This window comes from uncultured Solobacterium sp. (assembly GCF_963550625.1).
Classification (GTDB): Bacteria; Bacillota_I; Bacilli_A; order Erysipelotrichales; family Erysipelotrichaceae; genus Bulleidia.
In genome coordinates this window covers 113,769-138,662 of record NZ_CAUVCV010000003.1, presented here as the reverse complement: position 1 = coordinate 138,662, position 24,894 = coordinate 113,769, and the positions used below count along the sequence as shown (strand labels likewise).

Annotated in this window: 23 protein-coding genes and 1 other RNA gene; 5 read left to right on the top strand and 19 right to left on the bottom strand. The window is 38.5% G+C overall.

The features are described 5' to 3' along the window. Nucleotides 1-33: 33 nt before the first annotated feature. From recA to RYK16_RS03420, 4 genes are all read right to left on the bottom strand, one after another. Nucleotides 34-1,086 carry a recombinase RecA gene (gene recA, locus RYK16_RS03435; protein ID WP_314850778.1) on the bottom strand — a complete coding sequence of 351 codons (1,053 nt, stop codon included), beginning with the start codon at nt 1,084-1,086 and terminating at the stop codon, nt 34-36. Between the two features lie 49 nt (nt 1,087-1,135). Further along, nucleotides 1,136-1,729, bottom strand: a complete 594-nt coding sequence (gene pgsA / locus RYK16_RS03430; RefSeq protein ID WP_314850777.1) for a CDP-diacylglycerol--glycerol-3-phosphate 3-phosphatidyltransferase — start codon at nt 1,727-1,729, stop codon at nt 1,136-1,138. 107 nt (nt 1,730-1,836) lie between these two features. Then, nucleotides 1,837-2,175: RNase P RNA component class B (gene rnpB / locus RYK16_RS03425), an RNA gene on the bottom strand. 14 nt (nt 2,176-2,189) lie between these two features. Beyond that, the gene (locus RYK16_RS03420) at nt 2,190-2,522 is read right to left on the bottom strand and encodes a DivIVA domain-containing protein (protein ID WP_006526167.1); all 333 of its coding nucleotides are present in this window, start codon (nt 2,520-2,522) and stop codon (nt 2,190-2,192) included. 109 nt (nt 2,523-2,631) lie between these two features. On the opposite strand from RYK16_RS03420, the gene recU reads away from it, so the two are divergent. The 3 genes from recU (at nt 2,632) to RYK16_RS03405 (ending at nt 6,180) form a co-directional block, all read left to right on the top strand. Then, nucleotides 2,632-3,222, top strand: a complete 591-nt coding sequence (recU, locus tag RYK16_RS03415; RefSeq protein WP_314850775.1) for a Holliday junction resolvase RecU — start codon at nt 2,632-2,634, stop codon at nt 3,220-3,222. Then, the gene (locus RYK16_RS03410; RefSeq protein WP_314850774.1) at nt 3,212-5,884 is read left to right on the top strand and encodes a transglycosylase domain-containing protein; all 2,673 of its coding nucleotides are present in this window, start codon (nt 3,212-3,214) and stop codon (nt 5,882-5,884) included. The genes recU and RYK16_RS03410 overlap by 11 nt, the downstream gene beginning before the upstream one ends. A gap of 134 nt (nt 5,885-6,018) precedes the next feature. Further along, complete coding sequence (locus RYK16_RS03405) at nt 6,019-6,180, top strand: hypothetical protein (RefSeq protein ID WP_294020383.1); 162 nt, start codon at nt 6,019-6,021, stop codon at nt 6,178-6,180. A 73-nt stretch (nt 6,181-6,253) separates the two neighbouring features. Here the strand turns inward: RYK16_RS03405 and RYK16_RS03400 are convergent, their stop codons facing one another. From RYK16_RS03400 to parE, 13 genes are all read right to left on the bottom strand, one after another. Next, complete coding sequence (locus RYK16_RS03400) at nt 6,254-7,036, bottom strand: ZIP family metal transporter (protein ID WP_314850772.1); 783 nt, start codon at nt 7,034-7,036, stop codon at nt 6,254-6,256. A 76-nt stretch (nt 7,037-7,112) separates the two neighbouring features. Beyond that, nucleotides 7,113-8,048 (bottom strand): hypothetical protein, encoded by a 936-nt coding sequence (locus tag RYK16_RS03395; RefSeq protein ID WP_314850771.1) that lies wholly within the window; start codon nt 8,046-8,048, stop codon nt 7,113-7,115. Nucleotides 8,049-8,105: 57 nt separating this feature from the next. Continuing rightward, entirely contained in the window at nt 8,106-9,980 is a 1,875-nt protein-coding gene (locus RYK16_RS03390; protein WP_314850769.1) for a flavocytochrome c, read from the bottom strand. Between the two features lie 172 nt (nt 9,981-10,152). Further along, the gene (locus RYK16_RS03385) at nt 10,153-11,055 is read right to left on the bottom strand and encodes a DegV family protein (RefSeq protein WP_314850768.1); all 903 of its coding nucleotides are present in this window, start codon (nt 11,053-11,055) and stop codon (nt 10,153-10,155) included. A 33-nt stretch (nt 11,056-11,088) separates the two neighbouring features. Next, nucleotides 11,089-11,742, bottom strand: a complete 654-nt coding sequence (gene nth / locus RYK16_RS03380) for an endonuclease III (RefSeq protein ID WP_314850766.1) — start codon at nt 11,740-11,742, stop codon at nt 11,089-11,091. Beyond that, entirely contained in the window at nt 11,742-12,278 is a 537-nt protein-coding gene (locus RYK16_RS03375) for a DnaD domain protein (protein ID WP_314850765.1), read from the bottom strand. Before RYK16_RS03375 ends, nth begins: the two co-directional genes overlap by 1 nt. Nucleotides 12,279-12,290: 12 nt before the next feature. Then, complete coding sequence (locus RYK16_RS03370) at nt 12,291-12,983, bottom strand: YjjG family noncanonical pyrimidine nucleotidase (protein WP_314850763.1); 693 nt, start codon at nt 12,981-12,983, stop codon at nt 12,291-12,293. A gap of 60 nt (nt 12,984-13,043) precedes the next feature. Beyond that, entirely contained in the window at nt 13,044-13,376 is a 333-nt protein-coding gene (gene rsfS, locus RYK16_RS03365) for a ribosome silencing factor (RefSeq protein WP_294206132.1), read from the bottom strand. Then, entirely contained in the window at nt 13,369-14,169 is an 801-nt protein-coding gene (gene yqeK / locus RYK16_RS03360; RefSeq protein ID WP_314850762.1) for a bis(5'-nucleosyl)-tetraphosphatase (symmetrical) YqeK, read from the bottom strand. The genes rsfS and yqeK overlap by 8 nt, the downstream gene beginning before the upstream one ends. After that, nucleotides 14,166-14,456 carry a ribosome assembly RNA-binding protein YhbY gene (gene yhbY, locus RYK16_RS03355; RefSeq protein ID WP_294020398.1) on the bottom strand — a complete coding sequence of 97 codons (291 nt, stop codon included), beginning with the start codon at nt 14,454-14,456 and terminating at the stop codon, nt 14,166-14,168. The genes yqeK and yhbY overlap by 4 nt, the downstream gene beginning before the upstream one ends. Then, nucleotides 14,453-15,502 carry a ribosome biogenesis GTPase YqeH gene (gene yqeH / locus RYK16_RS03350; protein ID WP_294206139.1) on the bottom strand — a complete coding sequence of 350 codons (1,050 nt, stop codon included), beginning with the start codon at nt 15,500-15,502 and terminating at the stop codon, nt 14,453-14,455. Before yqeH ends, yhbY begins: the two co-directional genes overlap by 4 nt. A 2-nt stretch (nt 15,503-15,504) precedes the next feature. Further along, a complete protein-coding gene (gene parC, locus RYK16_RS03345) occupies nt 15,505-18,012 on the bottom strand; it encodes a DNA topoisomerase IV subunit A (RefSeq protein WP_314850760.1) in 2,508 nt (835 codons plus the stop codon). Then, nucleotides 18,012-19,931, bottom strand: a complete 1,920-nt coding sequence (gene parE, locus RYK16_RS03340) for a DNA topoisomerase IV subunit B (protein ID WP_314850759.1) — start codon at nt 19,929-19,931, stop codon at nt 18,012-18,014. Before parE ends, parC begins: the two co-directional genes overlap by 1 nt. Nucleotides 19,932-20,109: 178 nt before the next feature. Between parE and plsY the strand changes: the two genes are divergently transcribed. Further along, nucleotides 20,110-20,736: a glycerol-3-phosphate 1-O-acyltransferase PlsY gene (plsY, locus tag RYK16_RS03335; RefSeq protein ID WP_314850758.1), complete on the top strand. Its 627-nt coding sequence runs from the start codon at nt 20,110-20,112 to the stop codon at nt 20,734-20,736. Beyond that, nucleotides 20,724-21,512, top strand: coding sequence for an alpha/beta hydrolase-fold protein (locus RYK16_RS03330; protein ID WP_314850757.1), 789 nt, complete (start codon nt 20,724-20,726; stop codon nt 21,510-21,512). Before plsY ends, RYK16_RS03330 begins: the two co-directional genes overlap by 13 nt. Before the next feature lie 34 nt (nt 21,513-21,546). Here RYK16_RS03330 and RYK16_RS03325 read toward each other — a convergent pair whose 3' ends face one another. Together RYK16_RS03325 and lon are read right to left on the bottom strand one after the other, a co-directional pair. Continuing rightward, nucleotides 21,547-22,386 carry a DegV family protein gene (locus RYK16_RS03325; protein WP_314850756.1) on the bottom strand — a complete coding sequence of 280 codons (840 nt, stop codon included), beginning with the start codon at nt 22,384-22,386 and terminating at the stop codon, nt 21,547-21,549. 135 nt (nt 22,387-22,521) lie between these two features. Continuing rightward, on the bottom strand, nt 22,522-24,837 hold the full coding sequence (lon, locus tag RYK16_RS03320) for an endopeptidase La (protein ID WP_314850755.1): 2,316 nt from the start codon (nt 24,835-24,837) through the stop codon (nt 22,522-22,524). Nucleotides 24,838-24,894: the final 57 nt, after the last annotated feature.

Here is a 24,894-nt window from a genome sequence, read left to right as displayed (position 1 = left end):
AAGACCTTCACACTTTATGTAAAGGTCTAACGATTATTCTTCTGTTGTTTCTGTGGAATCAGCTTCTGTTGTAGGGAATAACTTCGCTTTTACAAGTTCTGTAATTTCTGCATCAAATTCTGGGTGGTTCTTCATATACTCACGTACAGAGTTGAAGCCTTGTCCAAGTTTTTCTCCATTATAGGAGAACCAAGCACCTGCTTTTTCGATGATGTCGTTTTCTACTGCTAAACTGATAACTTCATCGATATGAGAGATACCTTGGCCAAAGATCATATTGACTACTGCCACCTTAAATGGAGGAGCTACCTTATTCTTAACAACCTTTACCTTTGTGGCAGAACCGATTACTTCACTACCTTCCTTGAGTGCTTCGCCCTTACGTACATCTAAACGTACGGATGAGTAGAACTTCAGTGCACGACCACCTGGAGTTGTTTCTGGGTTACCAAACATGATACCAACCTTTTCACGTAACTGGTTGATAAAGATTGCAGTTGTATTGGAACGGTTCATAACACCTGCTAACTTACGCATCGCCTTTGACATCAAACGTGCCTGTAAACCTACAGATGCATCTCCCATTTCACCATCTAATTCAGCCTGTGGGACAAGTGCAGCTACAGAGTCAATTACAACTAAGTCAATCGCACCTGACTTAATCAATACTTCTGTAATTTCTAATGCCTGCTCACCAGAGTCTGGTTGCGATAAGATGAGTTCATCTATATCAACACCTAACTTTTTAGCATAGAGTGGATCAATTGCGTTTTCTGCATCGATAAATGCACATCTACCACCTTGTTTTTGGCATTCTGCGATTGCATGTAATGCAAGTGTTGTCTTACCAGAAGATTCTGGTCCATAAATTTCAATGATTCTTCCCTTTGGGTAACCACCGATACCTAATGCACTATCTAATGCTAAAGAACCGGATGGGATTGCGTCTACTGATACATCAGCACGGTCTCCAAGGCGCATAATACTGCCTTTTCCGTATTCCTTTTCAATTGCCTTAAGTGCATCCGCAAGTAGTTGATCTCGCTTATCTGCGGTAACTGTCTTTTCTTTTTTCTCTGCCGCCATAATAACTCCTCCTGATTATATGTATGTTTGTTTTAAAATAATTCCACGATTATTTTGATTCTAAAATATCATCTTTCATCTGCATGAAGTACTGTACACCAGAAATGAAACTTACTAGTGCAGAGAACCATAACATGATCATACTCACTGGTAATCCTAATAGTTCAAATGGAAGATTGTTTAATAGAATTAACGCAACTGTGACCATCTGTAACACTGTCTTTAGCTTACCCATTATACCAGCCGCAACTACCTTACCATTTGCACTCGCCATCATACGACAACCATCCACGACCGTATCACGTGCAATCATAATAATAACTGGGATAACCGGGATAATACCTCTAGAGATAAACAATAGGAACATTGTCGTTGTAAGTAGCTTATCTGCGATAGGATCAGCAAACTTACCAAATGTAGTAATCATATTTCTGCTACGAGCAATATGGCCATCAATCGCATCTGTGATGGCTGCTAAGATATAGATTAATAAAGCAGCGATATCAATCACAGAGATTGATACATGTTGTACATAGAAACTTATCGGTGTAATTCCAAAAGCACTATATGGAAATAAATAAACCAGAATAATTACTGGAATCAGTACAATTCTGAATAATGTCAATCGATTTGGAAGATTCATGATTTTCCCTCTCTTTACCGTTCTTTAGTATACCATATTCTATCATTTGTTTATATCTGTATGAACGCAAGAAAAAAGGAGGAAATTCATCCTCCATAAATGCGTACAATTGTAAGCCATGTTCTGTCCTGTTTCCAGGGGCAGCCATTTATCTGTGCTTTCGCACCTGCATCACGCTTCAGTTCGCCTTCTGCAGTTCCTCTACCAAATTTGAGTTTCTCGCTTGCGGGGTTTATCTCGTTCCACCCGATAGGTTTCCCTATCGGCTACGTCACTGTGACACCTTAAGGGCTTAAACCATGACCGAAGTTTTAGGTTCTCGCTCCGCCGTTATCTTTCGATACCCGGTCTTATTGATTGGGCCGGCACAAACACTACCATCATCGCAGATGGTGCGAGCATGGACTTTCCTCTAACACCATAGGTGCCAGCGACTGCCTCATGTACGTATATCATTTTCTTATTCGTTATTGTTTGAGAATACTTGTCTTTCAAGACGACTCAGACGTTTCAGAATATCAACATTAGAAGCACCTTGTGAGATTGGATCTAAGTCTTCTTGTGCTTTGATCTTACCTTCTACTTCGATAAGCTTTGCACGGAGTGAAGCGTTTGTACGTTCCAACTCTTCAGCCTTCTTTGTTAAATCTGCAATCATATTTTCATATGTCTGATAGTCTTGAATGATCTCATCTAAAAGATGGTCAACTTGATCAGGATTATATCCCTTAAAATCAATATCAAGTTCTTTATCAACAATTTTCTGTGGATCTAGATTTAATTTACCAGCCATAACTATCCTCCTATGAATGCTTATTTATTATCTCATTTCACTATCCTAAAAGCAATAAAACTTCCTTATTTATGTGAACATCTGTATAATATAAATGGGAATTTTTTGTATGGTCAATTATCCAAACGGAAAGAAAAAAGCATATATATCGAAACCTACTTCTGCTGGTGGCAGAGGTATGGCACTTGAAAAAGATATTAACGTAACAAATATGTTTTATCTCAGTATTGATAAAGCGGTCATTCATAAGAAACCAACACCGGTTACGATTGTAAAAGTCGATTATCCAGCACGCAGTGCTGCCAAGATAACGGAAGCTTATTTTAAACTTCCTTCTACGACCGACTACAATGGTATCTATCGTGGAAAATACATCGATTTTGAGGCAAAGGAATGCGCTTCTCGTACCTCTTTTCCTCTCAAATCACTACATGCTCACCAAGTTCAACATTTACAAAATGTAATCAATCATGGTGCTATCGCCTTTTTGATTGTAAAATGGACATTGTTCGATGAAACCTATTATATAAAAGCTGAGGATGTCATTCGCTTTGTCAAAGAAAGTGAGCGAAATTCCATCCCTTATCAATGGTTTCAAGATTATGGGCATGTGATTCCCAGTACATATGTAACTCCGATTGATTATTTAAAGATTATCGATCAGTTATACTTCATCTCAGGAGGAAACAATGACAAATAAACAAAAGAAAAAACCTGGCGTAAAGCGTAAGATACACGGTTTTAGAATTCTAACGTTATTTATGGCAATCATCGTTGGCTTTGAATTTGTTGGAGCTGCTGTTGGTGCTATCGCTATTAGTACACTCTTAAAAGGAACACCAGAATTCAAACTGGATGACTTTACAAACTTCCAATCCACGATAGTGCTAGACGCAAATGGCAATAAGCTGGCTGACGTTGGTCAAACACTACGTGAAAACGTTGTTTATAATCAGATCCCAGAGTCTATGATTGATGCATTCTTAGCAGTCGAAGACTCACGCTTCTTTAGCCATAATGGATTTGACATTCCACGTTTTACAAAGTCGATTATTGAAACTGTACTTCGTGGTTCTATGCAAGGTGGTTCTACATTTACGATGCAGCTGGTTAAGTTAACCTACTTTGTAGATGATCAAGCAGGAACTTCCAAGACCAAGAACATCCAATATAAGGTACAGCAGATTGCTTTAGCAATGGAACTTGAAAAGAATTCCTCCAAAGAAGAAATCTTTACAATGTATCTAAATAAGATGAATTTCGGTGGTGTCGGTAATATCCGTGGTGTACAAAAGGCATCCTTACAGTATTATGGTAAGAATGTTTGGGAATTAAACCTTGCAGAAAGCGCAATGCTTGCAGGCGTCATTAACTCACCATATACATTTGACCCACATAATTACCTTGATAAAGCGACAAAACGTCGTAATACAGTATTAGACTTAATGGTTTACCATGGCTACATTACCCAAGAGGAATGTGACCTTGCCAAGTCTATTAAAGTTGAAGACTTACTCATTGACTCAAAATCAACACTCAATTCAAACTATACATATCAGGCATATATTGATGCAGCTCTTAAAGAGGCTCGTGAAGTAACTGGACTTGATCCAATGAACGTTTCAATGGAAATCCACACAAACATGAACCCTACTGTGCAAGCACAGCTTGAAAGTATTCAGGCTGGTACAGCTGGTATTGATTTCCCTGATGACTTATATGAATTAGGTTCTATCGTTATCAACAACCAGACAGGTGAAATCGTAGGTATCATGGGTGGTAGAAACTGGGCTAGTGGTGGATCGATGTTGTTGGATCACGCTACCGAACAGTTCAACCAGCCTGGTTCTGCAATCAAACCAGTACTTGATTACGCATTAGCGTTTGAAGATTTAGGTTGGGCAACTTCTCATACCGTTGTCGATAAGCCTGTTACGTATGGTAACTGGACATTCAATAACTTCGACAATACAAAATGGGGTGTTGTTGATTTATCTAAGGCTGTTGGTCTCTCTCTAAATTCTGTCGCAATCAACGCATTACAAGCTGTCATTGATAAATCAGGCGTACAGCGTGTTACAAACTACTTAACCTCTTTAGGATTTAGCCAGTTTAAACCAGAGCTATTTGATATTAGTTTCGCGATTGGTGGTGGTAATATGCGTGTATCTGCTAAGGAATTAGCAGCTGCTACAGGTGTACTTATTAATGGTGGTAACTATATCAAGCCTCATACAATCAACACAATCTTCTACCGTAACGGTCAGAAAGATCCATATGTCGCTCCTACAACCGGAACATCTGTTCTATCCCCTCAAGCTGCTTACCTCGCCTCTTACTTGATGCGTAATGCAGTTGACCAAGACTGGGGTAACTACATGTACGCAATTCGTAAGGGTTATCCAGTATATGGTAAGACAGGTACATCTGACTGGGGTGATGCTGGTCTTGAGTATGGCATTCCAGTTGGGGCCGCTAAGGATGAATGGATGGTTGGTCAAACAACACAGTTTACAATTGCTGTATGGTCTGGTTATGAAAAGGCCATTGCTGGTGCAGATACGTACTTCTCAAGATGGAAGTTAAATATGAATATCCCTGGTGCTATTATCAGTACTGTTCTAGATACATTAGAAGGTATCTATGGTACTCCTGGTGAACTTGCAATGCCTGAAGGTATTAGTAAGATCACCCATATCAAAGGTCTATACCCATATGTCGCACCAGATGATACAATTCCATCTGATTATGTTTCTACAGGTCTTGTCAAGACTGAGTTCTCTAAACTTGGTACATATACAAACCTCATTACAACTCCTCAAAACCTATCATCCTTTACAGCTTCTTATAATGATAGTAACGATACTGTAAACTTCGAATGGACACCATATCCTGACGCAGCGAAACTGGTTGAAGAAAGCCATGATGATAAGACCTTCGATATTTCTTGGATCACTGGTCCAATTACATATAAGGCTCGTGTCGTTCAAAATAGTGCTGTTGTCGCAACGATTAACTACACAGGTGATAAACTATCGAAGGTAATCGATGGTCTTCAACCTGATACGGATACACAGGTATGTGGTTACTATGGATACGAAAAGACAGATACAGTCGCTTCAAATGAAGTCTGCGTAAGCTTCCGCACACCAGTTGCGAAAGTCACTGTCCCAAGTTACAGTGACCCTCGTCAATACGTTGAATGGGGTAACGCAAACAACATCACAATTAACCGTGCTGTTGGAGATACCATCGCATCCATGAGTGGTAGAGTACAGGATGTACGTGATAGTAATGGTAATAGCCTCATCGGTAAACAAATCAGAAAAGGTTCTACTGTTACAGTCTACATTTACTTCTAAAAAGTCTTCTTCGGAAGACTTTTTCTATGCATTATATTTGCAAAAATAGATATTGTGCCCTATAATCTTTCAAAGATAAGGAAGTTGTAACAATACATTTCATTTATCCAAGAAAGAAAAGGAGGTTTTTCATATTGAGCTATAGAATTGAATACACAGCCAATAGTAACGGTAGTACAGTCATTGAATATGCAGATGCCAGCAGACAAGCTGAACTAGTCCGTGAAGCTGAATCCGGTACAATCAATATTATTAACGAGTACCGCTATGAATCTTATGCAGAAGTTTCTGCATAATCAACCCAAACAAATACTCTTTAGAAGAGAAAAATATAAAAGACGATTCTTCCTACGAAGAATCGTTTTCATTTTATCCAAGTGCTACATCTAAAATCATCATCGTCACAAAGCCTAACGAGAATAAGACCGTTCCAATATTTGTATGTGTTCCTTCTGACATCTCAGGAATCAGTTCTTCTACAACGACATACATCATCGCACCTGCCGCAAAACTTAAGAAGTACGGTAGTAATGGTACAACTTGTGTCGCAAATAAAATTGTGATAATAGAACCAATTGGTTCAACCAAACCTGATAACACACCATATACAAAGGTCTTCCACTTTGGCATTCCCTCTGCTCTAAGTGGCATTGACACAATCGCACCCTCTGGGAAGTTTTGAATTGCAATACCAAGTGCTAAGGCAAGTGCACCAAAGTAAGTAATCGAAGTATTTCCATTTAGCCAACCTGCATAGACAACACCAACAGCCATTCCTTCTGGAATATTATGCAGTGTTACTGCAAGTATCAACTTGATGGAACGTGATAAACGATTCTCTTTAGGACCCTCTTCTGTGTTATCTAAATGCATGTGTGGAGTTACTTCATCTAAGAATAATAAGAAACCCACACCTACCAAAAAGCCTACAGCTGCAGGAATAAAGGATAACTTTCCAAGGGAAGATGATTGTTCCAGGGCAGGAACTAATAAACTCCAGAAAGATGCAGCGACCATGACACCTGCCGCAAATCCAGTTAACCCTTTCTGTAGCTTCTCACTCATTTTATCTTTTAAGACAAATACCATTGCGGCACCTAAAGATGTGCCGATAAATGGTATTAATATACCGATTGTTGTGCTCAATAACATATAATCCCTCTTTCCCTCAAATTATATGAGATTATAACACCTATCTATTCTCCTCGTTATTCATTTGCCCAGTTGTTCAATTGATTGTTTCTAGAATTGTTTCTAGATATGTATGGCCACGATAGATAAACTTACGGCAAGTTTGATCAATTTCTTTCAATAAGATGATAGGTAAATCTGTAGATGATAGTCCTGTATTTTCTAAACAGCGTGTATAGATTCCTTCATAGTCTAAACCATAGGAAAGATCATTCCATACTTCATGTAGAAGTTGGTCAACCTCTTCTTCCTCTATCTGATTTGATAATAGGATTGTTTTTAATCTCTGGATGCCTTCTTGTTGGATATCATAATCATATTCAAATAACATCTCAATTTCTTCAACTGTAGGTATATAGTAGTCAAATCGTTTTTGAGACACGCGATACTCCTTTAACATGGCAGAATTTGGCAGTGAGCGCCAATAAACCTGGTTCTCTTTCACCGCTATCTGCACCTCAGCTATAGGAAGGTCTTGTAAAAGAGCTTGAATATCAACAGCTTCTCTAAAACACTCTTTCAAACAGAGTAACTTTTGAAACTGTGCAATTGAACACTCTCCCCAATAGTGTGTCACAACTTGTTGGCACTGTAATAACCATACCTTCTGTAAACGTTCTTGTTGAAAGGATAATTCATTTTGTAAGTTTAGGAAGATTTCCTTTACTTCCTCAACAACGAATAGTTCATCCCCTTCAAATGCGATTAAATCGTAATCCAATAAACGCTCAAGACGTAGATTATCTTTCTCTTCAATTTCTTCATCTCTAAGTACCTGCAAGAATACTTGATAGGTTTGATCATCCAGTATCGATAATCTTTTTTCGATATGGTGATCATTGAGAATTCTCTCTACTATTGTTTCGTAGAGTTCTTCTGGCAAAATATCTTTCACCGTTTTAATACCTAGATCTCTTGCATAAAAATATAATGATTGTTCGTCATACTGACGTAATACATCTTTCAGTTTCATATGTTCTCCCGTTGTACATAAAAGGATACCTCATCGGTATCCTTTATGTAAATGTGATTATTTAGCGTTGTCTGCTGCACTTTGTCCAGCGATTCTACCGAATACTATAAAGTCAGCTACAGCGTTACCACCTAAACGGTTAGCGCCATGAACACCACCAGTCACTTCACCAGCAGCGAATAATCCAGAGATAGCTTCTCCCTTTTCATTTAATACTTCTGCCTTAGGATTGATTACGATACCACCCATTGTATGGTGAACAGCAGGTGTAATCTTAATTGCATAATAAGGAGCTGTATTTAAAGGATTTGCGAAGCTTGTACGGTTGAATTCCGCATCACTCTTAGCTTCTACTGCTTGATTCCAAGTATTCATTGTGCTTACGAATGTCGTTTCATCAACACCCATAGCCTTTGCGAGTTCTTCATATGTAGCACCTGTTACTGTGTAACCAGACTTGATGTAGCCAGCGATAACAGCAGACTTATCAACCATTGACTGATCAATCACTAACCAAGCACTCTTTTCTGGTTGAGCGATAATAGCTGCAGATACCTTATCACGTGTAGAAACTTCATCATAGAATCTCTTACCTTCAGCGTTTACTAAGATAGCACCATCTCCACGAAGTTTTTCTGTGATTAAGTGTGCATTGCCATCTTCTTCAATATGTACTGTTGGGTGAATCTGAATCTGATCCATATCTACTGTAGCAGAACCTGCTGCTGTAGCCATATCAATACCCTGACCCTGTGCACCTTCTGCATTTGTTGTCGCAAAGCCCTTTAATTCTGGCTTGTACTTTTCAACCATTTCAGCGTTAGCACCGAATCCACCAGTTGCGATTACAACTGACTTCGCATTGATAGTTACCTTGTGACCATCCTTACCTGTAGCCTTGATACCAACTGCCTTACCATCCTTCATGATGATTTCGTTAGCTGTTGTATCAAATAAGAACTGAACATTACGATCTTGTAAGTTCTTTTCTAAGATTGGAACGATATATGAACCTACGGCAATTGATTTACCTGATTCATTAACAGGATAGTGAAGTCTCTTAACAGAAGCACCACCGAATGCACCAACGTTCTTAACTTCTGCGCCGATAGATGCTAACCATTCAATAGCATCTGCAGAATTTTCCGCAAGAGCCTTAACGAGTTCTGGGTTATTCTTGCCCTTACCACCGATTAGTGTATCTAATTCCATTAATTCAACAGAATCAAAATATCCCTGTGGGTTTGCTTGGTATGCATCCCATTGTTCCTTAACAGTAGCTGCTAACGCTGTAATTGTTGCGTTATCTGCGAACTTCTCTGCTGCGGTCGCTAATGTCTTTTCAACACCTGCAGCTTCTTTAAATTCATTCTTATCTTGGTATGGTGTCTTAGCCGCATTCATACCACCTGTTGAACGTACAGAGTTACCACCAGCAATTGGTTGGCTTTCTACTACGATAACTTTCTTACCTGCATCTGTTGCAGTAATAGCGGCTGTCATACCAGCTCCACCTGCACCAACTACAACAACGTCTACTGTCTCTTCAATATCCTTTGCCTTTGTTGTGCTTGTATTCTTGCTTACTAAATCTGATGGTTCAAGTCCTGCTTGTTTCAAAGCTGCTGTAGCTGCTTCGATGATAGCCTTGGATGTCTGTGTAGCACCTGATACACCGTCAACTTCTAATGAGTTAGCTGCGACGATTGCACCTGGCATTGTTTCTGCTGCCTTTGAACCAATACCATTTGTTTCATGAGACGCATCAACTTCTACCTTAGTGATTGTCTTATCTTTGATTGTTAAAGTAACTTTAACTGGGTTTTCCTTGTCATGGCCAAATGCTTCACCAGTATATGTCTTACCTGTTGAGCATCCTACAAGTGACAAAGCCATTGTTGCACTAGCTAATAATGCTGTTAACTTTTTCATTTTCCCTCCCTGTTATGAGTAATCCCTCATAAGCCATACTATCGTAACATCTATAGAATCATGTGACAACTCATAATAATATATTCTTTTTCGCTTTTCCCATTATATTTGTATCAACCCAAAGTTTCATCGCTAAAAAAATGATAGGTTTCCCTATCATTGAAAAAATGTATTATGCAATTTTTTCAATTACAGAACGATCCTTACCCCAGAAGAACAATGTGACTGTTCCAGGCCCTGTATGCGCGCCAATAATTGGCCCAATATTGAAGATAGTAATCTTCCCTTTTGTATTTGGAAACTTCTCTTCGACCAACTCTTTTACTGCATTCGCATCCTCTAAACAATTACTGTGAGAGATAAAGACTTTCCAATTATAGTCATGACCATTCTCGGCATATTCTTCCATCTTTTCTACGATGGCACGCATTACTTTTTTCTTACCATGGACTTTCTGACGTACAACAAGCTTCCCTTCTGAATCCACCTGCATTAACGGACAAATTCGCAACATATTACCAATGGTTCCTGCCGTCTTTGAGATTCTTCCACCGCGGATAAAGAAAGTTAAATCGCCTGAGAAAAACCATGCATGACATTCTAATTTATGTGCTTCAATCCATTCATGAAGTGTATCAATATCCATGCCAGACTCCTGGAGTTCCTTTGCCTTTTCTACAAGTAATCCAAAACCTGAAGAAGCATTCTTAGAATCCACAACATAGATTTTACGTTCTGGATATTTTTCACGCATTGCTTCTGCCGCCATGCGTGCAGAGTTATAGGTACCAGAGATTCCAGAAGATAATGTAAAGTGCAATAAGTCATTTCCTTCTTTTAAAATACTCTCAAAAAAATTTTCGTAACCAATCTGGTTCATCTGTGAAGTACGTGTCATTGCACCATCTACCATTGCTTGATAGAAGTCACCAGCGGATACAGATTCAAATAAGTCATCTGTATAGGTTGTATCAGCCAGTTCATATTCAAAACATAAATATGGAATATTTCGTTCTTCAAAATAGTGTTTATTTAAATCAGCTGGCGAACAAGCTGATATAACATATGATCTCATTAGTTCTCCCCCTTTTAAAATAGAGATGAAAGGTTATTTTGTTTTAGGTGGTGTTAAATTCTTCTGTTTTTCATGACATCCATTCACGAATGGACAACGGTAACACTCTGGATTACGTGCATGACAGAGATAGCGACCAAAGAATATCATCTGATGATGGGTTTTAATCCAACGATCACGTGGAATCTTACGCATTAACTTACGCTCTATCTTTTCCACATCATCCTTTTGATAACATAGTCCAAGTCTTCTAGAGATTCGTGCAACGTGTGTATCTACAGCTATGCTTGGAATATTAAAACATTCAGCCATAATGACATTTGCACACTTTCTACCAATACCCGGTAATGTCGTTAATTCTTCCATCGTTTGCGGAACTTTTCCACCAAACTGTTCGACAACACCTTTGGCAAATCCTACGATTTGTTTCGCCTTATTACGATATAAACCAAGAGATGCAATATACTTCTCTACATCCTTGGTTGGTGCTTTTGCTAACTCGTATGGAGATGGATACGCTTTAAATAATGCAGGTGTTACACGATTAACGGATACGTCTGTTGTTTGGGCAGAAAGGATTACCGCAACAGATAGTTCATAGGGATTACGATGTGTCAATTCACAATGTGCGTTTGGATGTAACTTCTGTAGATACTCCAAAATAAATGGTACAGATAAACGTTCCATTATTTTTTCTCCGTTCCTATGGAATCTGCTGTGATATTCTTCTGTTTCCAATCAGATAAAATCTTTTCAATATACCCTAAGTTTAGATGTTGGTAAGCACTAGCTTCACGTAATGCCGCAATAATCAAACGTTTGTCTGTCACTTTATTCCAATCACTAATTTTCTGCATTTCATTTTGACTTAGCGTTCTGCCGAATTCTGTTTCAAATGTATCGATGAGTGAACGATCTAGAATATTTTCAACTCTAGCGATATCCGTTTCAAATAGTCCTGATAAGTCGAAGACAACAGCTCTTGCGGAAGCTTTTATCTTTAAATATTTCTTTGCACAAAGTGCAGAAATGACACGGTTTAATTCCTCTTCTTGTATTCCTGTTTTTTCCCGAAGGGCATCCATTGTGATTTCCATATGATTTTGATTCATAAAATCAATGAGTAAAACAACGACAAGCTCTATACTATCCATACCAAGCAAGCCCATTTGATCAAGTATCCAATCTCGATGATTTACATATTTTTGTTCATACCACTTCATATGTTTACTCCCTTATAACTGTTTTAATAATTCTTGGAATGCAAGATGCGATGTAATCGTAAACTCTGGTTTGACATCGCTATGATTTTCTTTATTGTATGGATGATACCAACAGGTATGAATCCCTGCACGTATACCTCCAGCAATATCACTCGTCAAAGAATCACCGATGATAATGACTTCATCAGGATTTTTTGTTGAAATTCTATCAAAGACATAATTGAAGAATTCAATATGCGGTTTTTCATATCCGATTTCATCTGAGATAAAGATACCATCAAAGAACTCTTCGATATGTGCTTTGGCAATCTTCTTACGCTGCAACTCTTTTACACCGTTGGTTACGATGTATTGTTTATATTCTGGGTGTAGTTTCTTTACAGTTTCATATGCCTCAGGCATAAAGACAACTGTATCTAGTAATCCATTTAAGTAAGCTTTATTAAACTCTACAACACGAGTGGTTTCCACACCAATTTTAGTAAAGAAATCCACAAAACGTTCTACGAGTAGTTTTTCTTTTGTGAGTTCTCCCTTTTCAAGTTTACACCAATAGACATCATTAATTCCTTCGTACATGTGTAGAAGTTCATCTGTGATTTCACCATATCCAAACTTCTTGAATGTATTTTTCAACGAATTTTCTGCGCTTCTATGGAAGTTTAATATTGTACCATCGATATCCCATAAAATTGTTTGAATCATACTGTTAACTTACCACCCTTCGTTTGAAAAGAAGATGTCGCAAAAACATCTTCATATTTGTTACATTGTTTCTTGTGGCTGATCAGCCCATAAAGCTTCTAAGCGATATGTACTTCTAGCATCTTCTGTAAAGATATGTACAACCACTTCATTCATATCAATGAGTACCCAAGTTGATTCCCTTTCACCTTCACGAAGACGCACATCAAAGCCATTCTTCGTTACTTCTTTTTCAACAAATTCCACAAGAGAATTTGCGTGTCTAGGATTCTTTGCAGTACAGATGACATAATAGTCTGTATATGCATTGACATTGCGAATATCGATTGTAACGATATTCTCTGCCAATTTCTCATCTAATGTATGACGTACTAAGTTTAGTAATTCAGACATGTTTTCCCTCCTTTTCGAGTATGTATTTTTTCGCATCTTCAAGGACATATTCTGCCCCTTGTTTGAGATTTCTCTCTGCGATTTTTGTATGCATGGTCACATCATAATGACGACCTGGTTCAATCTTATCTGCGATATATAAGATATGGTCATAAGCACTTTTGCCATCCCCAAGGGTATGGTGTTCGATTGCTTGCAAGATTTTCTTGTTATAACAGCATAAATTCTGTTTTAACCAAATAACTGCAGTATAGCTATGCCAGATTGCAGGATCTAGTTTTAATATTTCAGGTCTAAAGTGTGATAGAAGTTGATATCCCTCTTCATCACTCATTTTCTTTGTGACATCATGTAATAAACCCATTTGATATGCGAGCTGTTTATTCAGATGATGAATTCTTGCAAGTTTCAGTGCAGTATGGCCTACACGAACAGAATGTGCTGCACGCTTAGGATTACATTGTGCTTTCGTCACTTCTTCAAAGTAGTAACCATTCTCTAAAAGTATCTTACGAATTCCTTTTGCGCTTAAGTAGAAGTATCCTTTTCGCACTTCAGTTTCTGTTTCTGATTGAAGTGCGATGCATGTATCATCTTGTTTGATATCTACGATATGTAGATAGCGATATGGACTACATGCACGCATACATAACTTCTTACGCTTGTCATAGTTTAGGATACCATCACCAACTATCGCAAGTGCAACAGGACCACCAGTTTGTTTATGATGGTTTTTTAACTGTTTCAGTTCATCATCAGTAATTGGATCAAAGGGTGCTGTATATACGATCATGGTAAAACGATCTTTGGTTCCTTTGCCTTCTTATAGAGAACGATTTGTCTTCCGATAACTTGTACAAGTTCAGACTTTGTATGCATGCTTAAATCAAATGCTAGTTCCTTAAGGTCTGTAGTAACTGTCTTAAGCACTGAGATTTTAATGAGTTCTCTTGTACGTAAACCATTGTTTACAGTTTCTACTAGGTTATCACTTAAGCCGTCTTTACCAATCTGGAAGATTGCACGTTCTGTCTGTGCGAGCCCTCTTAGATACGCTCTTTGTTTTGTTGTTAAACTCATAACATTGCCTTTCTGAATGTCACACTGACACTCTTTGGTACATGTACTGTAATTGTACTGACCTCTCCACTTACACATGCCCATCCTAAGCCATCAATCACGATGTCTACCTTTGGCATGTCCTTATGAATTGTATACTTCTTCATTTCTGTTTCAATAGCTGTTGGCACAAACAATGTTCCAACATGTGTATTCCATTTTTCATCTGCGTAGTTGCCATTGGTACGATGAACGTTGAGACGATTACTCAAATACCATACGCAACTTGCATGATTACAACCTGATAAATCTAGACGTGATAAGCCTCCTACAAAGAAGCTTTGCTCACCACGCAGTTGGAACACCTGTGGTTTTACACTCTTGCTTGGCATGATAGTCTTTAAATCTGCCTCATTAACTTCCATTAACATACTATGATCAATTTCAATGCCTGGTGTATCAATGTAAGTATGTCCATCAATTTCTAATTCATTGAATTCTAATGTAGTACCTGGATATCTAGATGTGGTTAGAACTTGTGTAGACATCAAGTTGTTGATGAGGGTGCTCTTACCAGAGTTGGCTTTTCCTATCACAACTATTTTTCTGCCATTTGCGAGTTCATCAACACATTCTTTGATTTCTTCGACACCCATTTTTTCTTCTTTGGACGCAAGAATAAGTCGTTCAATGCGGATACCCAAATCTTTCAGTCGTCCAAAGACAAAATGTGCGATCTTCTCTTCTCCACATGATGCAGGTAATAAGTCTCTCTTTGTCGCAACCATCACGATATCTTTATTAGCAAATTTACGGTTAATCCCGTTAATAATACCTGCCTCAAAATCATATAGATCAATCACCCATAGAATTAGCGCATCCATCCTTGCAATACGATTAACAATCGCAACTGGATCGATACCTGTCTTCATGGAGATTGTTAAATCATCATAGTGAATCAACCGGAAACATCTTTGACAATATTCTGCTTCAGCTTTAGGACTATAACCAATCATTTTTGAATCAGTTGTTTGTAATACTGCACCGCATCCTTTACATATTGTCATGATTAGCCTTCCTTCTCATCAAATAGACTTAAACGCTCTACATCTTCATGTACTTCGTTATCTGCGTCTGTTGGTATATCAATAATACGACATTCATCAATACCACGATATAAATCCCAACCATCCTTCAAAACGAGTGGTGAACCAAAGCCACTTTCACGTGGTTTGAGTGGTATTTCAGAAGCACGTATTACTTGTCTTTCAGGATCTTTGAAGACTAACTCTTCTCCTGCACTGACTGCCTTAGCAAGTGTTACGATACTTGGATTTGTCTTTAAACGTTTACAAATTAAGTTACCCTTCATTGGTCGATTACCAAAGACAATTTCTTCCGTATGAACACGCTTCATCTGTCCAACGTTTGTCATAAAGAGAACAGCTGGATCATCTGCATTCATTACACAACCCCATGCTAATTCATCACCTTTACCAAGGTTCATTGCCTTGACACCCTTGGACTTAACACCTGTGGCTGGAATATCTTCAACCGCAAAGCGATAAGAGTAACCATCTTTACTTACCATCAAAATCTGTTGGTTACTATATGCAATAAAGGCATTGATCATTTCTGCACCCTTACCAAGGTTCATCGCTGTCATGACTTTATTGTTACGCTCTACTTGCCAGTTAGTTACTGGTGTCTTCTTGATTTGTCCAGCAGAACTTACTGTCACAATCCATGCATACGTATCGAAACTCTTGATAAGAATCGCATTCTTAATCTTATCTTCACCATCGATACGTACAACTTTATTTAAATGCATACCAACATCTTTCCATTTGCCTTCTTCAATTTGCCAAACTGGAATAGATGCGTAGTTACCTTTGGATGTAAATAGTAATAGTGTATCGAGTGTATCACACTCTGTTGTACCAATCAGTACGTCTCCATCTTTGATAGCTGTTTCTTGGTCGCCGACTGCGTTATAGCTACGCATGGATACACGCTTGAGATAACCATCACGACTGACAGTTACTACAACACGCTCATTTGCGATCATCGCCGTCTTATCATAGTTGATTTCTTCAACTTCAGCTTCAATACGTGTACGACGTTCTTGACCATACTCTTTCTTCACATTTCGTAATTCCTTGATAATTACGGAATGCAATACATTTTCATTTTCAATGATTGCCTTTGTCTCTTCAATCTGATTGACAAGTTCCGCAAACTCTTCGCGTAATGTAATGATATCCGTATTCGATAAACGATATAGACGTAAGGAAACAATAGCTTCAGACTGTGGTTCATCAAAGCCAAATTCATTCATCAAGTTACGTTTCGCATCACCCTTATCTTGGGAAGCACGAATAATACGAATCACTTCATCTAAGATTGAAACAGCCTTCATCAAACCTTCAATGATATGACAACGGGCTTCCATCTTATCTAACTCATAGCGTGAACGACGCAATACGACTTCCTTACGGAACGCGATAAACGCATCCAATAATCCAAGTAAACCTACCTGAACAGGACGCTTATCAATGATTGCGACGTTATTGTAGTTATAGTAGACCTGTAGGTCTGTATTCTTATAGAAATAATTCAGAATCATATTGGCATCGATATCCTTGCGAACATCAACGACAATACGCAAACCTTCACGGTCAGATTCATCACGTACATCTAAGATACCATCGATATCTTTGGATACACGGATTTCATCCATCTTCTTAACAAGCTGTCCTTTGACAACTTCATAAGGGATTTCTGTGACAATGATTTGTTGGCAAGATTTCTCCTCATGAATTTCACACTTGGAACGTACAACAATTCTACCCTTACCAGTTATGAAGGCATCACGAATACCAGCTTCACCCTGTACGATACCGCCAGTCGGAAAGTCAGGTCCCGTTAAAATATCCATCACGTCTGTTAAAGCACTCTCTGGATTTTGAATACGATAGATTGTCGCATCCACTACTTCATTTAAGTTATGTGGTGGCATGTTTGTGGCATAACCTGCCGCAATACCTGTCGCACCATTCACTAACATGACTGGAAACGGTACAGGTAGTACTGTTGGTTCATGTTCTGTATCGTCAAAGTTAGGTGCCATTTCGACGGTATTCTTATCCAAGTCTTCTTCCATTACTTGCGTAACCTTGGCAAGTCTAGCTTCGGTATAACGCATCGCAGCTGCTGGGTCATCATCAATAGAACCGTTATTACCATGCATGTCAATGAGTGGTAACCGTACCTTCCAATCTTGAGACATACGTACCATCGCATCGTATACAGAAGTATCACCATGTGGGTGATAATTACCGATTACAAGACCAACTGTCTTAGCAGACTTGCGGTATGCATGGTCCCATGTATTTCCATCATGGTACATCGCATATAAAATTCTACGCTGTACTGGCTTTAAACCATCACGAGCATCTGGTAATGCACGCTCTTGAATAATATATTTGGCATATCTACCAAAGCCAGCTCCCATAATATCTTCGAGTAGCTCTGGTCTATATTTTGTATTGTCAACGATTGTCTTCTTCTTAACCATTAGCCCTCCAAGTCAAATGTATCTTCTAATGTAAATGAAACGTTATCTTCAATCCACTTACGACGTAATTCTGCTTTATCTCCCATGAGTACAGTTACACGACGTTCAGCCTTTACACCATCACTGATACCCACTTTAATTAGTGTACGTTGGGATGGATCCATTGTTGTCTCCCATAACTGCGTAGCGTTCATTTCACCCAAACCCTTATAGCGTTGAATTTCCACTTTACCAAGTTTACGACGTAAAGCATCTAACTCTTGATCGCTATAAACATATTGTGTCGTCTTACCCTTTGTTACTTTATAGAGTGGAGGTAAGGCGATATATACCATTCCCTGCTCTAACAGTGGACGCATGTAACGATAGAAGAATGTTAGTAATAAAATCTGAATATGAGATCCATCATCATCCGCATCGGTCATGATAATGACTTTGCCATAATTCGATTCCTCGTAGTCAAAGTCAGGACCAACACCCGCACCTAATGTATAGATTAATGTATTTAACTCTTCATTCTTTTCAATATCGGCAAGTGTACATTTCTCAGTGTTTAATACCTTACCACGTAGTGGCAAGATTGCCTGATAGTGAGAATCTCTTCCTTGTTTTGCGGAACCTCCGGCAGAATCACCCTCGACCAAGAATAATTCCTTTATACGAGCATCCTTTGTCTGTGCAGGTGCTAACTTACCAGATAATACCTTTTCACCCTTACCAACACGCTTACCTTTACGGATTTCATCTCTAGCCTTACGTGCAGCGATGCGGGCAAGGGATGCCTTTAACATCTTACGTACTAAGGTGTCAGATTGATTGCGATTTTCTTCTAACCAGAAGGACAACTTTTCGGAGACAACTGCTTCTACTGCAGTTTTCGCTTGTGGAGTTCCAAGCTTACTCTTTGTCTGTCCTTCAAACTGTAATAATCCTTCAGGGACAGATACGGAAAGGATTGTTGTAAGACCCTCACGTACATCTCCACCTTCAAGATTTTTATCCTTCGCCTTTAATAGGCCATATTTTCTTGCATAGTCATTGATAGCTTTTGTAAAAGCACCCTTAAAACCAACTTCGTGTGTGCCACCATCGCCAGTACGAACAAGGTTAACGAAGCTATAGGTATTCTCTTGATAGTCATCTGTATATTGGAAAGCAGCTTCTACTTGGATACCATTGGCTTCCCCACTGAATTTCACAGGGTTCATCAAGACATTGCGATCTTCATGTAAGTATCCTAAGAAAGCTATCAATCCATCTTCGTATAGATATGTTTCAGTTTCATTTTTCTTATTGCGCTTATCGCTAACGACCATCGCAATTCCACTTAACAAGAAAGCTTCTTCACGTGCTCTTTCACACACAACATCATACTTGTATTCAGTTGTAGAGAAGATACGTGGATCAGGTTTAAAACGAACTGTAGAACCAGTACGGTTGGTCTTACCTAAATGTTCTAGCTTACCGATCTTCTTACCACCATCCGCAAATTCCATACGGACGAGTTCCCCATCATGTGCAACCTCTACAGTTAGCCATTCACTTAACGCATTTACGACTGACGCACCTACACCATGTAAACCACCAGCCGTCTTATAGCCACCTTCACTGGAGAACTTACCACCAGCGTGAAGCACAGTAAAAATGACCTGCAATGTATTTACACCGCTGGCATGTTGACCGATAGGCATACCACGACCTTCGTCCTGAACAGTAACACTACCATCTGCCTCTAACGTAATTTGGATTTTCTTACCATAACCGTTTAACGCTTCATCGATGGAATTGTCAACGATTTCCCAAATCAGATGGTGTAATCCCCTACTATCGGTAGAGCCGATATACATGCCAGGACGCTTTCTGACTGCCTCTAAACCTTCTAAAATTTGAATACTGTTATCATCATATCTATTCGCCATGCAAAAACTCCTAATAACCTTTGTATTATATCATAATTAGGCTACTTTAATATCCTTGTCTAACGACAATCTACACGTTCATATCACTGGATTTTGTCACAACAAAGCCTATTTCAAATATTTTGATTTTATATCTAAATTACTGATGTGATAATATATCAACAGGAGGATTTATTCTATGCTAAATTTCATTGGCGTTATTATATTAAGTTATTTATTTGGATCTGTTCCATGGTCACTTGTCATTGGAAAAGTATTCTTCCATAAAGATATCCGTACAGAGGGTTCAGGTAACCTTGGTGGTACAAATGCTGGTCGTGTTTTAGGCAAGAAAGTTGGTATCATTGTCATTATCCTAGATGCACTCAAAGCATTCTTCTCAATGTTACTAGCCAGCTTTATCGCAAAGGATGCCATAATCTATGCAGGACTTGCTTGTTGTATTGGACACTGTTTCCCAATCTTTGCACAATTTAAGGGTGGTAAGGCAGTTGCGACTTCCTTCGGTTTCTTCTTAGGTATCGCTACATTTATCAATCACCAATACTTCTATCAGTTCTTCTTACCACTACTTGTTTTCTTAGTAAGTCTCTATCTTTGTCGTATGGTTTCCTTATCTAGCATGATTGGTTTAGGCTCTGGTATCATCATCAGTTTCTTGATTGGAAATCCAATATCAATCACACTATCAATCTTTGTATTATGGCTATTTGTGGTATATCGTCATCACGCAAATATCGAACGTATCAAAAATGGTACGGAGAGTAAAATCAAATGGATGGGTAAAGCACTATGGGAAAAATAGAAAAATTCACACTACCAATCGAGCCTTTACACCAAAGTCCTCGCAAAGTCTGGGTATATCTTCCAGATAGTTATGATACAAGTAAAAAGAAGTATCCAGTTTTATATATGTTTGATGGTCATAACCTCTTCTACAATAAAACAGCTACTTATGGTAAATGCTGGGGTATTAAAAAGTACTTAGACAAGCAGAAATTAGATATCATCATCATTGGTCAAGATTGTAATCACATCGGTGATGAGCGCCTGGATGAATACTGTCCATTCACCGCAGAAAAGACTTTCGCAGGCATTCAAATTCAATCCTGTGGACAGATTACTGGTAAGTGGTTTGTCGAAACACTCTTGCCATACTGTCAAAAACGTTATCGCATTCATACAGACCGTAAACACGTAGGTATCGCTGGTTCCTCCATGGGTGGAATCATGTCTGAGTTTATGATTAGTGAGTATAACGATTATTTCTCAAAAGCAGGTTGTGTATCTCCTGCCAACATCTTCAACTATCATGTATTATGTAATCACATTCAAAAAACGAAGTTTAAAGAAACGCGAATTTATCTTGATTTTGGATCAGATGAAGAGCGCACAAAGAAAGGCCTTGTAAGAGAGCTGGATATGTTATTGAATATCAACCACCTCTTTACACAAGGTGGTTGTGTAACTTATCCAAATCTTGTAGTAAATGGTACACACAGCGAAGAATCTTGGGAAGGCATTTTCCCTATCATGTTGGAATTCTTATTTCCAGAATTATACAAAAAGAAAAAGTCATAAAAAGCCGCAATCAACCAAGATTACGGCTTTTTGTTTAACAATCACTATCTTCAAATCCAACAATCAGACCTTGGTCAGATACATAGTAGGCACACACAATGGTACATGGAATCATATCAACCTTAGCCTCTGGGAAAGATTGTAGAATTAAATTCTTAATATCATTTGCCATCGATTCATTATTGCAGTGTGCAATATGAACTTTCTTTCCGTTATAGCGGTGTGCAATCATCTCTTCTACAATTTTGCTTGTGGCCTTCTTTTCACCACGACACTTATGTAAAATTTCAAGTGTACCTTGATCGGATGCCTTACCAACACAACGAATACCCAATAAACCAGATAACTTCGCAATTGCTGGACTCACACGACCATTACGCGCTAAATTGTCTAAGTTTGCAATATTAAATAATAAGTGTGTATGTTTCTTATATTCATTAATCGCATCACAGATTTCACTAAAGCTTAATCCCTGCGCAATTAACTCCTTTAACTTTTCAATAATTAATAGAATTTCTGGTCCTACGGATAATGAGTCAATGACGTAGATATTCGCTTCTGGATGTTCTTCCAAGAAGAGTGATCTACCCTGCATCGCTGCAGAATAACAACCGGATAATCCACCCGTAACTGTTACCGCAAAAATCGTATCGGCACCATCAAATGAACTTGCCCACTCATAGGCATTTGGACATGAAGTGGATGTTTTTCCCTTCGTATGTTTGAGTACGGATAAGAAACGCTCTACATTCGTGCGTTCATCATCGAAGAACTCTCCCTCATTCATAATAACCTTTAGAGGAACTGTTCTATAGTCAATATCTTCCATGTGAAATACGTTAGAAGATGAATCTGATACAATTCTATACTTCATCGTGACCTCCTGCTTTTTAAGCTACATGCATTATAAATATTCATTTCTTTCTACGCAAAGCAATTCACAAATGTTTCACGCAAACAGAAAAAAGTCGGTACAATTCACCGACTTTTGTAACAAATCACAAAGTGATTATGCTTGTTTCTGCTTTGGTTTTCTTGTTGTTTTTGCCAGAATACCAACTGCCTTCAGGACTTCATCCACCTGTTCAACTGGGATAATTGTTAACTTTTCTTTCACTTCTGGTGCGATATCCTTTAGGTCATCTTCATTCTCTTTTGGAATATAAACCGTCTTTACACCAGCTCTAGCAGCTGCCATCAGTTTTTCAGGCAAACCACCAATTGGCATCACACCACCACGTAAAGATACTTCCCCTGTCATCGCAATTAATGGAGAAACCTTCTTCTTGGTAATCAGTGATGCTAAAGCAGTTGTTAAAGTGATACCTGCAGAAGGTCCATCTTTTTTAACAGCACCCTGTGGAACGTGGATATGAATATCATGTGTCTTTAAAATCTTATCTGCTTCTGGGAATTTCGATTTCACAAGAGATAATGCAATCCGTACAGATTCCTTCATCACATCGCCAAGTTGTCCCGTCACAATTAACTGTCCACTACCCTTTGTTAGTAGGGTTTCGACAAAAAGAATTTCACCACCACTTGCAGTCCATGCAAGACCTGTTACAATACCAGGATTCTTTTGAACTGTGAGTTTTTCATGGTGAAGTGGTTTCATATCTAGTAGTGTAGGTAAATCACTTGCCTGAATGACAATCTTTTCTTGATGACCTCTTGCAAGTTTAACGGCGATAGCACGGCATACAGAATCAATTCTCTTCTTGAGTCCACGTACACCACCCTCCATCGTATAGTCCGCAATGATTGAACGTATCGCATCCTCACTAAATTCTAACTGTTCAATTGGAATGCCCATCTTTTCAATTGCTTTAGGAATTAAATGTCGTTGGGCAATCTGGTACTTTTCACTTGCTGTATAACCTTGGAAGTCAATCACTTCCATACGGTTTAGTAAAGGTTCAGGGATAGAATCCAATGTATTTGCGGTACAGATAAAGAGTACATCAGAAAGATCATACGGAACATTCATGTAGTGATCTGTAAAGGTATTGTTCTGTTCAGGATCAAGCACTTCTAAAAGTGCACTTGCAGGATCACCATTATAAGACATACTCAACTTATCAATTTCATCGAGTACCATCACCGGATTAGATGTGCCAGCTTTCTGAATACCATCCATAATTCTTCCTGGCATTGCACCGATATAGGTACGACGATGACCACGAATATCTGCTTCATCACGTACTCCACCCAGCGCAACTCGTATATACTTACGCTTAAGTGCATTTGCGATGGAGCGACCAATACTTGTCTTACCAGTACCTGGAGCACCAACAAATAAAAGAATTGAACCAGACTGACGCTTATTCAGATCCATTACCGCAATCTGTTGTAAGATACGCTCTTTTACTTTCTTTAGACCGTAGTGATCTTCATCCAAAATCTTCTCCGCAGCTTGAAAGTCAATCTTCTTTGTACGTTCTTTCTTCCAACTGATACTTGTTAAAAAATCTAGATAGTTGTAAAGATTACCATACTCTGGAGAGTTACTACCTTCTTGTTTTAGACGGTTTAAAACCTTATCCGCTTCACGACGTGCAGTTTCATTCATACCAGATGATTGAATCTTCATCTCCATCTTACGAATATCTGTAACATTCTCTGGATGCATGTCATCCAGTTCCTTTTGAAGATATTCGATTTGTTTCTTAATGGCCATCTCACGATAGGCTTTTTTATTGTCATTTTCTTGTGCGGCTGAAGCTTCGTTAGTTACGTCCGTCATTTCTGTATATTCATAGATATACTGTTCAATCTTATTTAATAGATTAGAGCGAAGATTTTCTTCAAGTAATGCATACTTTTCTTCATCCGTAATGTTTAACCATTGTGCCATGGCACTGATGATATCCTCCATCCCCTTTAATTGAGAGATGAAATTGCGTGCACCTAATGCCCATTGATAGTTCGCGGTTGCCTTTACAAGTGCACTCTTAAGTTGCTCAACCCGCTTCTTTTCATCCATTGGATCTAAATCATTGGTCATCGGTTTACGGATGATGGATAAAACTTCTAAAGTCTTATCACTATGTACAACGATATCTTCAATATTGATACGTGATTCTGTCTTGATTACCACAAAACCACTATTACTAACTTCTGTAATAGTTCCTGATACACTTAATGGATAAAAGTTTTCAGGACGAAATTCATCTGTAGATAAAGCCTTCTTTTCAATCGCAAAGATAATACGATCTCCTACAGCAGGTTCCTGTCCAGTTGCGTTTTTATAGCTATCACTGGTCAGATAAATATTTGTGTCTGGTAATAATACCGTATTATAAATCGGAACGATAATTGCCATTATTGTATACCTCCTTATGAGTATAGAAGTATTTTAGCACTTTATAATAAAGAGTGC